This is a genomic window from Bacteroidales bacterium, assembly GCA_013314715.1.
GTDB lineage: Bacteria > Bacteroidota > Bacteroidia > Bacteroidales > GWA2-32-17 > Ch61.
The window spans coordinates 1-11,019 of the sequence record JABUFC010000066.1 but is presented as its reverse complement, the minus strand read 5'-3'; the positions used below and the strand labels follow the sequence as shown (position 1 = coordinate 11,019).

The following is an 11,019-nucleotide window of genomic DNA, read 5'->3' as shown; positions in this document are numbered from 1 at the left end:
TCGAATATATACTAAAAGCTGGCATTGTTAATAATTATGTAGTAGAATTAAGAGAAAAACTTAAAACTTCATTTGATAAACTTCATCAAGCCCTTAAAGAATTAGGATTTGAAATTCCGCCTATTGACGGAGGATATTTTATTTGGGCTAAATTACCAAAGCCACATGATGATGGGTTCAGGTTTGCCATCGACTTGTACGAACAGGAAAAAGTGGCCATTATTCCGGGAATTCATTTTTCGGCAAAAGGTAAAGAATACGTTCGCTTTAATGCAGCCAGAGAACTGAGCGAAATTGAAGCAGGAATTGCAGGAATTAAAAAATTTCTGAAGAAAGATGAATAAAAATATTATAAGTTTTTTTGATGATTTGTAAAATTTGTTTTATATTTGACCATAAAAATATACCGCTACTTTATAGCGCCAATACATCCAAAATTGGAAATAAGACGCAATAGAGTAGCGCATATAAACGAGTTAGAGTGCATTTAAAAAGAGAACATACGGGCAATTTTACAGAAAGAAATAATTTTGGATTTCGACAAGGTTATTTTGATGATACATAATAAAATGACAACGAAAAAGAATTTTGGAGACCAGAAACCATAAAAACGGGGCGTATCCGAAAAGCCATATGAGTAGGAAAAAAATTAAATTTTTATAAAATGAAAAAAATGTACTTTTTTTTTGCAATTTTTCTAATAGGTGCAAACCTATTTGCGCAGGATTATGAATTATCGAGCAGATTAATTCAGAAGTTTGAAACTTCAAGACAAAATTCGTTGACAAAATCGGCGACAGTTTCTGACCATCTTTGGCTAACTCCACTACTTGCTGAGGCAAATAGAAATTGGGACAACTTAACAAAGGAGGCACAGGAATATTTTAAAGATTACAGAAACAGACCAACATTTACAGGAACAGAAGAAGTTGTTACTTATGGTAATTTTGCCTTCCATTACACAACTGACGGACCTGCGGACGAGAGTGTTGACCCGACTGACAACGATGGTAATTATATTCCTGATTATGTTGATTTTATGGCAGAAACATTTGTTGATGAAATTTATGAATTGTACCACACTACAACAGGGCTAACTGTTCCTCCTGCTGATGGAACAAACGGAGGCGATGCACTTTATGATGTATATATTAGCGGAAGTGCTGCGGGTTCTGGTGTATATGGTTATGTGGCCTGTGAAACTGAAATTGGAGATAATCCAAATTCTACTTCTCTTACAGAGGTAGATGCTTATACAAGTTACATGGTAATGCGGAACAATTATAGTGGATTTTCAGGAACTGAAGCCGTTTGTATTGGGGTTACTTCTGCCCACGAATATATGCATGCTGTCCAATATGGTTATACTGGTAATATGGATACTTGGTTTATGGAAATGTGTGCAACTTGGTCAGAAGAATTTGCATATCCAGGTTATGATGACAATTTCCAATATCTAATGGGCTTATTTGGAAAACCTGACGTTGCATTAAATCTTGAAGACGGCGAAGACCCTCAACATGATGGTCATTGGTACAGTTCATGGCTTTTTGCAAAATATTTGACAGAGCATACAGGAAACTCAATAGTTAAAAGCATTTATGAAAGATGTATTAATGATTATGCTGCATATGCTATTGATGATGAATTAACTGCAAACTGGAGTAGTTCTATTGAGCAACAATTTAAAAACTTTGTCGTTGCCAATGTTGTTATGGATAATAATTCTGCATATTCGCCTTATACCTATCAAAGAGCATCGGACTATGAAACCCATGTTGATAATAACGGTGGTTTGGCATTTGAATACACTTTTAATTATTCAGGCACAAATATTACATTCAACAGTCAAACCGATGGAAACAACAGGCTTATGAGATTAAGTTCTGATTATTTTCAGTTGACCTCAACTGGCGATTTTCGGATGATACTAACTCCTGTTACTCCCTCTGACGAATTAGAGTTTATATTGCTGAAAATAAATGAAACAAATTCGACAATAAGCGTCCAGCCAGCAAACATAGTTTCAAACCAAGCAATAATCAACATTACTGACTATTCTAGTTGGGAATACTTTGTTCCAATAGTAATACGTCATGACATTGACGTGGAAGACATTAATCCTTCAAACTATTCTATTTTAGTTACAGCAGCAGATTATTCATCAGTAGAAGAGAATAGCAATACGGTAACTGTTAATTTGTATCCAAACCCATCAAGTGATTACATAAATATTGAAATCAATAATTATGTAAATGGCAAAATGGAATTTGAATTATACGATATTACAGGTAAACTGTCAAAAACATGGATTCCAGAGAAAAACAACCGCTATGATATATCTGATTTATCAGAAGGTGTTTATACTCTAAAAACATCAGTAAATGGGAGTTCTGTATTGTTCAAAAAAATAATTATTGCACGCTAACCAATGAAACAGAAACTATTATTACTTATAGTTGTATCTTTATTTTTTGGTTGTAGAACAATTAAAGATACATCAAATAATGGCATTGCCTTTCTTACATTAGAAAAAACTAATTGTAGGGGGCAATGCCCTGTTTTTTCGTTGTCAATTTTTGAAAACGGTTTAGTCAAATATACTGGTGCAAAGAATGTTGATAAAATTGGGGAATACGAGAAAACCTTGTCGAAAACTGAAATAAAAAATCTGAAAAAGACATTTGCTAAATCTGACTTTTTTAGTTTTGAAAACGAATATACAGGCAAGATAACAGATTTACCTTCAACATATATTTCTTTTACCCATAATGGTCAGACAAAAAAAATTCGAGACTATTATGGTGCACCTGAAAAGTTGAAAGAATTGGAAGAAATCTTGAATAAAATTGCCCAAGATAAAGACGGATGGAAGAAAATTGAAGAATAAACGCACTCTAACAAAGGCTATGTACCATAAGGGTTTTAGTGGGTATTCAAGCGTTGTTGCCCGCTCAAAACTTCATGTCGGTGGACAGGTAACCACTCCGCAATCCCTTACGGTACATAGCCTAATCCGTTATGGGCAAGGCTAAAAAATGACAGACAAAATAAAGAAATCACAAGGTTTAACTTTGATACCATTTTCAATTCAACTATTTGAAATAAAAACAATGTTCAGAACGAAATAACTTTATCCGTAGGATTAGGAAAATCATAATTTCCTCCTATCAAAATAATTTTTCCGTTGATTTGGACTACCTGTTGTTCACAAACAGTGTATGGTAATTTTTCTTCAATCTTCCACTTATTATTTTTAACGTCATAAACAAAGTGGGTGTCTTTCAAGCCTGAATTATCATTTCCGTATTTGTCTTTGCCTCCTAACAAATGAATTTCATTATTTAAAAAAACGCCAAAACAACTTGAAATCGGAATTGGAATCGGGGCTTTTTCAGTCCATTCTTTTGTAGAAATATCAAAAGCATAAACATTATTGTGCCAACGATATTCAAATTTCATATAAGATTGACCTCCCATTACGTAAATCTTATTGTTTACCAGCACCATACAAGAGTGCATCATGGCCATATTAAAGAGAGGCAATGCTTCGTAAATTTGAGTTAATGTGTTAAATCTGAAAAAATATGTATTCGTTTCACCGATTGTTCCTCCTAAAATATAAATATCATTTCCAACAGAAACAGCATTTGCTGCAGTTATTTTTACGGGAAGTTTGGGCAAAGAATCCCATTTATCTTCTTTTATATCGTACACCTCGGCAACATCTGTCATCCCGATATTATTTCCAAGCCATCCCCCGAAACAATAGATTTTACCATCAACTAAAGCGGTCGCCATTTCTGCCCTTTTTGTCGGCATGGGTGCATGTTCTTTCCATGAGTTTGTTGAAGAATTGTACTCCCAATTGTTATTGGCCATTAAAGCGCAGTTGAAACCACCAATATAATATACCGATTTGTCTAAAACAACTGTTTTGCCTCCTGCGCGTGGTTCCGGCATTTTTTTTAAGATAGAGTATTTAACTGTTTTTGTTGCAAAGTAATAATTTTTGAATAGTACAGCTCCGATAATTAACCCGGTAAGAATTATTATTCCTATTCCACCAAAAATAATTTTACGATTTACCAGTCTTTTTCTTTTTTGTTTAGAAATAAAATCGTTGGGTTCACTTATAACTGATTCAAAAATAACCTTATTACTAAACTCTTGCCAGCTTGCATAACCCAAATAAATGGCTATTGTATCAAGCGTGTATTGATTTGGGTTGCTTGTTGTTTTAATAAATCCAAATAATCTCTTGACGGTTGATACACTTATTTGGCAACCTGTTTTTGAGGAAATTTCCGATGCCAATGCATCACAGTCTTTAGGGTAGCGGATTTTCTGTCCGTAAACACTTTCTATCTGATTTTTTATAGTATCACTTAACATGTTGGCAAAAATACGCATTAAAGCAATGTAAATCAAACTTGAACTTTTTGATTTTTTTGAATTATACATTATTAATTTACAATCTCTACTTTTGAAATGAAATCAAAAAAAATAACGAAACATGAAGAAAATTTTTACAATTGCAATTCTGGTATTGGCGGTTAATGCATGGGGGCAAACATTAAAAACTTTTAATGGCCCGTTTAATGATGGAAAATTACCTGGTGGAACTGCGGTTTATACTTATTATATTGACTCAAAGACAAATGAACCAGTAAAACATGGTCAATTTAAATATACCTTAATTGGATCAGGAAAATATAAAGGGTATGATCAAACAATAACCGGTGATTTTGAAAACGGTTTAAGAAATGGTACATGGTCATATAAAATTACAATGACTGATTTTGGAAATAGTAATCCATATTTTACAGGCACAGTAACACTAATTGCAAATTATAAAAATGGATACGCAAACGGTAATTGGAAGGAAGTAAGAAGCTACAAACAAAGAAATAAAACTTATAACGGTTGGGGACCTTTTGATCCTGTTAAAACTCTTGCTATAGATTTGAATTTTGACAATGGTTACTTAGTTGGAAGTGTTTTTATAAATGATGAGTTTAAAAACTTTAAAGCAACTGGAAGTTTTGATAAAAACAGTTATTATACAGGAAATTGGATTGTTAATAATGCGGGGTGGGGTAAATTTTCTGACATAACTTACAAAGATTTAACCATATACGATAATGAAGAAAAATACAATAAGTACATGGATGTTCGGAAAATGACTGTTTCAGAAAGAGAAGAAGCCGGCTTTAGAATTGATACTGCCTGTGGTGCAAATGAGATTAAAGACTATTTTCCGAAACTTTTCAGTGTAGATTATTTTCTATATAATTTTATTGAAGGTGATTTATCATTTAAAGAAGGCTTTAAGGGCGGTTGTTATCTATATCTTTATACAACTTCATACAAACCGTTGGCATCAAATACCTCTTTTATTCAAGCTGAATCTTTTTATGAAAGAAAAGATTATCTTAATGCTTATCAATCATATTCAGCAATAAATTTAAATGAATTAAAGCCATCTGAAGCAAATATTATCACCTCAAAAATAATGGAACTTACTCCATTTATTGAGAGTTTATTTTCCTTAAATGAAAAATTGCCAAGTATTTTAGACTCAATTAGTAATGATAGAAAACAAAAAAAGAATGATTTCAATGAACTTACAAATACATTTAATCAAAAATACATTAGAGAGGACATTGGTTATTATGCAAACTACTATTTGACAACTCCGTTTGGTGAAAAAATATTGGCTAATGGAGATGACCTTAATATTGATAAACCTTGTTGTTTATACCCTTGGCAATTATCTTCATCACAAGCGATGAAATGCTTCAAATCAAATCCAAAAATTTTTACTTTAGGTCAGATAAAACTTACTGAAACATTTTTTAAATATTATGATATACCACTGCCCTACAACATTAATTATACAAATATCAAATACAATAATTCATGGCATTCTATAAAAATATTTGATTATAATGGCTTATGTGATACACTAAAAAATTCATATAATGAATATCTAAAAGCACAAGAACTTTACAAAATTGAAACAGTTTTTTTTAATAAAATTAAAGAGGTTGAATCAAAAAATGATGAAAATAAGAAGAAAGTGTTGTTTAGCAAGTATTTGATTGTTTTGGATGATTTGAAAAATAATTATTATTCCACTACAACCATTGACGGTGGCATTATCTTTATTAATAGCGCAAATCAATTTCTTGATAAAGTTTTGTCCTTATATACTGTTGACACAAAAGACCTCGAAAAGCAGCTAAAAAGTGCTGAAACTGTTGAGCAAATAAAATCAATCATTTTAAAATAATAGCAATATGAAATCAGTAAGAGAAGAAAACTACGACATAATTTGCGGTAGAATCCAAGAACTAATAGACCTTTTAGAAAAAGGTGCAAAAACGCTAACTCAAACGGAATGGGATGATATTATTAAGCGAATTACAAAGTTAAACCAGATGCTTGAAATCTTAGGACGAAAGTAGCCCAGCCCATAACAAAGGCTAAAATCAAGCGGACAGAAAGTGCTAATTTGAAGGGTACTGCAACTAATAAACTTTATCGCATGTTGACAGTGAAGTGCTCCGAAATGCCCGCCAGTTTTTAGCCTCAGCCGTTATATTTCATTGCTCGTATTTACAAGTATTAGCTTTTAAATTAGCTGGATTTATTTTTTAAGCATATAATAAAAATTATTCATCAGAAGCTTTATTAAGCATTAATACTATTCACACGCTTTGTCATGAAATTTGTACGTGCATGATAATAATAAAAATGGGTTACTAAATTCATCTCAAGATAATCAATACTTCTCATAAGAATATGTGCATTTGCAGCTATACAAATTTCCATGCCAAAGCTCCCTTTAACAATATACTTCGCATCGCTAACATAACAACTGCTGATTGTGTGTGTCCCAAAAAGATATTCTGAAGAAATTGTTTTCTTACCTCAATATTGAAACAGATCCGGTAATAGCATCTTCACCATTAAACAAATTGACGATAAACAGGTAAGAACCCATCGGCAGTTCTTTTCCATTATAAGTTCCATTCCACTGATTATCGGAATTGTAATAATCTAACCCGCTCCCGTCAAACGAGAACAGTTTATTGCCCCAGCGATTAAATATTTCTACCGAAACATGGCTATATGCTTCAATACCTTTAATTTCAAAACGATCATTTTTATTATCGCCGTTCGGAGTAATAAGTGTAGGAATTTTAAATTCTGCATTAATATCGCTTTCTGCAGTTGCTGTGCATCCTGCATTATCGGTAATGGTAACAATATAATGACCCGATTGCGATATATATATTGTGCTATCAGTAGCCTGATTTGACCACAAATATGAATATGGAGCAATTCCACCATCAATTACAGTACTTGCCAAATGAGTCATCGGATCATACATAATACTTACAGAGGCTATCGAACTCGAAACAATGTTAAATGTATCCATTATTTGACATAGATTTGCATCGGTAACAGTAACAATATAGGTACCTCCCGACAAATTGCTCTGTGTTGGTGCATTTACAGCCGAATTATTCCATTGATAAGAATAGGCCGGTGTACCGCCGCTTATGGAAAGTTGAATATAACCATCGTGACTATAATCGCATAAGTATGGACTATACGTTGAATTAATTACCATTAACGAGGGCTCTTGTATTACATACGATTGAGTTAACGAACAATTATTATCATCGGTTATGGTAACTTGGTATGAACCGGAAGCTAAATTATATATATTTTGCGATTGACTTTGGTTACTCCAATTGAACAAATAAGGAGTTGTACCGCCTGAAACCATCAAAACGATGCTTCCATTTTGTTGACCATTGCACGAAATATGAGTAATATTGTAATTCGCCATAAGTGCCGAAGGCTCGCTAACAGTTACACTTTGCACAACGGAACAAGTATTGGCATCAGTTATGGTAATACTGTAATTTCCACCGGGAATATTTTGCAATGGATTTGAGCTGCTACCATTGTTCCACATAAGACTATAAGGACTAACTCCGCCTTGAATATTTGCATTTACTGAACCATTATTGTATCCATTGCATGTTACCGAATTAGAGCTTAACGTTACTATTAATGGTAAAGGTTCAGTGATGGTCTCACTTGCTACAGCCGTACAACCATGATCGTCGGTTATGGTAACTTCATAACTTCCTGCTCCGGAAGCCATCAGGTTTGAATTTGTATTACCATTATTCCATATATACGTATAAGGTTGAGTTCCTCCACCAACCGATGTTAATATACTGCCATCATTATACCCATAGCAAGTTACAGGGAACGATTGAATTTGAATATTAACAGGCTGTGGTTGAGTAACAACAGCACTAAAACCTGAGCCACAACCATTTGCATCTACTAAATTCAAAACATAAGTACCTGAACTTAAGCTATCAATAGTAGCTGTATTGCCACCATTGCTCCATTGAAAAGTATAAGGTTGCGTACCTCCAACAACCGAAGTTTGTATAATACCATCGTTCTCGCCAAAACAAGTTATATCTACAACAACTGCACTAATTTGAATACTATCCGGCTGACTAATGGTTATCTGCTGAGTAGCTGTACAATTGTGAGCATCGGTAACCGTAACTTCGTATATACCGGCATGCAGAAGTGTTTGATTGGGTTGAGAGGAGCCATGTGCCCAATAATAAGAATAATTTGGAGTTCCGCCGGTTACTTGCATTGAAATACTTCCGTTGTTTAAACCGTAACATGTAATATTATTTGACAAATAAGCAGGATTTAGAACATCGGGCTGTGTGATGGTTATAAATTCTACCGTTTGACAGCTATTTTGATCGGTTACAGTAATAAAATAAGTGCCGGCCGATAAGGTATCAATTACAGAAACTACATTATTCGTATTGCTTCCACTTACCCCATTTGACCATATATAATTTAACGTACCTGATCCGGTAGCGGTAAAAGCAGCTTTACCATTATGTAAACCATAGCAACTAACATTATTAAAAACATTTACAATAACTGAAGGAGCTCCTATATTGCTAATCGTTGTAGATTGAACCTGTGAACAACCAAATTGGTCTGTTACCGTTACTGAGTAACTGCCAGCAGCAAGATTTGAAATTGTTGTAGTGGTCATATTATTACTCCAAATGACCGAATAGGGATTCACTCCACCGGAAATAGTAACGGTTGCACTTCCGTTATTATTTCCACACGCAGCATCGGTTTTTGTAATGGAAGCATTAAGAATAGTGGGAAAAGTTATGGTCTGTGTAGTTTGCGTAGAAGTACATCCATTAGCACTTACCTGCAGACTTACATTGTATGAATTTCCTGCTGTTCCTGAAATGGTATGAGGTCCTTCACCTGTTCCGGGCGTGGCAGTTGCACCGCCAAAATTCCAAGTATAAGTAGCCCCGCTGATGGGAGTTCCGGAATAAGAAATAGTTCCGTTGTTTCCGCTACACACAGGATTTGAGACCTGAAATGATGATGACGGAATATCATTAACATTAACCGTAGCCGGATAGCGATGTCCGGTACATTGAGGATTGAAAAAGGCAACGTAATAAGTTGTAGTGTCTGTCAATGCCGGAGTAGTATATGAACTACCTGTATTAAACGAACTTCCACCCGTTGATGCTGCATACCAATAAAAATTACCATAACCGGTGGGAGAAGTAATGTTAATTGTAGCAGTATTTCCATCACAAATAGTGGGATTCGTTGCCTGAGGTGTCGGTTCTCCCAATATATAAGCATATGGAGAGAATACAGCAGGCAACGTAGCACTGATGGTTCCGTTATTGGCTCCACTGGCCGGAGTTGTCGTTGTTAAAACATAATTCCACGATGGATTGGGTGGTAGTGTACCTCGCAATGCAGAAATCATACATTCTTGCATTCCCGAAGCAAAATCTTGGCTTAAATTATAGTTAAACTGAACTGTACCAACCGGATTTCCGGCATCGGGCTGAATTTTAGTCCAAAAAGAAGCATAATAGGTTCCAACATTGGAAATACTGTCTTCATTTATTAATATCCATGTTGTACCGCTTGTATTGGTCAAATTCAAAGTTATGGGTCTGTATTTCTTTAATATACTATTTGAAACACCTACCGGGAAAATATATGTTGCATTAGTTACAGCTCTTTTTAATGTTCCGGCAACATAACTTGTAGATGAATACGCTGTAAGCGAAGTTGATATATCATTATTAGATAAATATAACTCATAAGCATTTGAACCATTGCGTGTATATAAAATACCATTTGTTAAATTTAACTCGTAAGTTACGGTTGTATTTGAACCCAATTTTACTCCTGCTCCGCTGTTATTAATGGTTAATTTGTACAATGAATTATTACCGGGACTCAGAAGTTGTAACGTTGTTGTATTGCTCCCATTCATTATCACTCTTCCGGGACCGGCAGTGAAAGTTCCGGTACCACTGCATGTAAAATCTTTGCCAACATATAACTGACGAGTATCGTTAACTTCCCATGTTCCATTATTTACTGAAAAATTATTTAACACATAAATATGTCCCAGTGTATTGTCTGTTCCACCAATAGGCAAAACCTTACCCGAAGTTTTATCACAAGTTACATTCCAAAAAGGGTTAGTAGCCGGATTGGCGACATAAATAGTCTGATTATTCGGCTGACAAGAACTGTAAGTATCGTACTTTACAACAATAGAACTGTTACCACATATAAAAGTTCCATTAGAAGTCCAATTTCCATATAAATATACGGTTTTATAACCGCCATTCAGCGAGGCTCCCGAATTTATAACAACATGATTCAAATAAAAACTATAAGAACCTTTTAGGGTATCAACACCATCAAATGTAACCGTTGCATTAGGAAAGCTTTGTGAATTTCTTGAAAAAACACCATCTGCAATAAAATTTCCTTTTATGGTAGTATTCGTCTGATGCAGGCTAACACCTTTTCCGACTGTATTATTTGTATTGGTTGAACGTAAATGATAAAAAGTGGGTGCGTTTCCCAGCATTCGCTGAGCAT

General features: G+C 34.3%; 7 protein-coding genes. 5 read left to right on the top strand and 2 right to left on the bottom strand.

Annotated features, from left to right (window positions below):
• From HPY79_11575 to HPY79_11565, 3 genes are all read left to right on the top strand, one after another.
• A partial coding sequence (locus tag HPY79_11575) for an aminotransferase class I/II-fold pyridoxal phosphate-dependent enzyme (protein ID NSW46443.1) occupies positions 1–344 on the top strand: 344 nt, incomplete at its 5' end.
• Between the two features lie 329 nt (positions 345–673).
• Complete coding sequence (locus tag HPY79_11570) at positions 674–2,428, top strand: T9SS type A sorting domain-containing protein (protein ID NSW46442.1); 1,755 nt, start codon at positions 674–676, stop codon at positions 2,426–2,428.
• Positions 2,429–2,431: 3 nt separating this feature from the next.
• Positions 2,432–2,890 (top strand): hypothetical protein, encoded by a 459-nt coding sequence (locus HPY79_11565; protein ID NSW46441.1) that lies wholly within the window; start codon positions 2,432–2,434, stop codon positions 2,888–2,890.
• Positions 2,891–3,117: 227 nt separating this feature from the next.
• Here HPY79_11565 and HPY79_11560 read toward each other — a convergent pair whose 3' ends face one another.
• Positions 3,118–4,431 carry a hypothetical protein gene (locus HPY79_11560; protein ID NSW46440.1) on the bottom strand — a complete coding sequence of 438 codons (1,314 nt, stop codon included), beginning with the start codon at positions 4,429–4,431 and terminating at the stop codon, positions 3,118–3,120.
• 85 nt (positions 4,432–4,516) lie between these two features.
• Between HPY79_11560 and HPY79_11555 the strand changes: the two genes are divergently transcribed.
• A complete protein-coding gene (locus HPY79_11555) occupies positions 4,517–6,295 on the top strand; it encodes a hypothetical protein (protein NSW46439.1) in 1,779 nt (592 codons plus the stop codon).
• Positions 6,296–6,302: 7 nt separating this feature from the next.
• Positions 6,303–6,470: a hypothetical protein gene (locus HPY79_11550; GenBank protein ID NSW46438.1), complete on the top strand. Its 168-nt coding sequence runs from the start codon at positions 6,303–6,305 to the stop codon at positions 6,468–6,470.
• 461 nt (positions 6,471–6,931) lie between these two features.
• On the opposite strand, the gene HPY79_11545 is transcribed toward HPY79_11550, so the two are convergent.
• On the bottom strand, positions 6,932–11,019 hold a 4,088-nt coding region (locus HPY79_11545; protein NSW46437.1), incomplete at its 5' end, for a gliding motility-associated C-terminal domain-containing protein.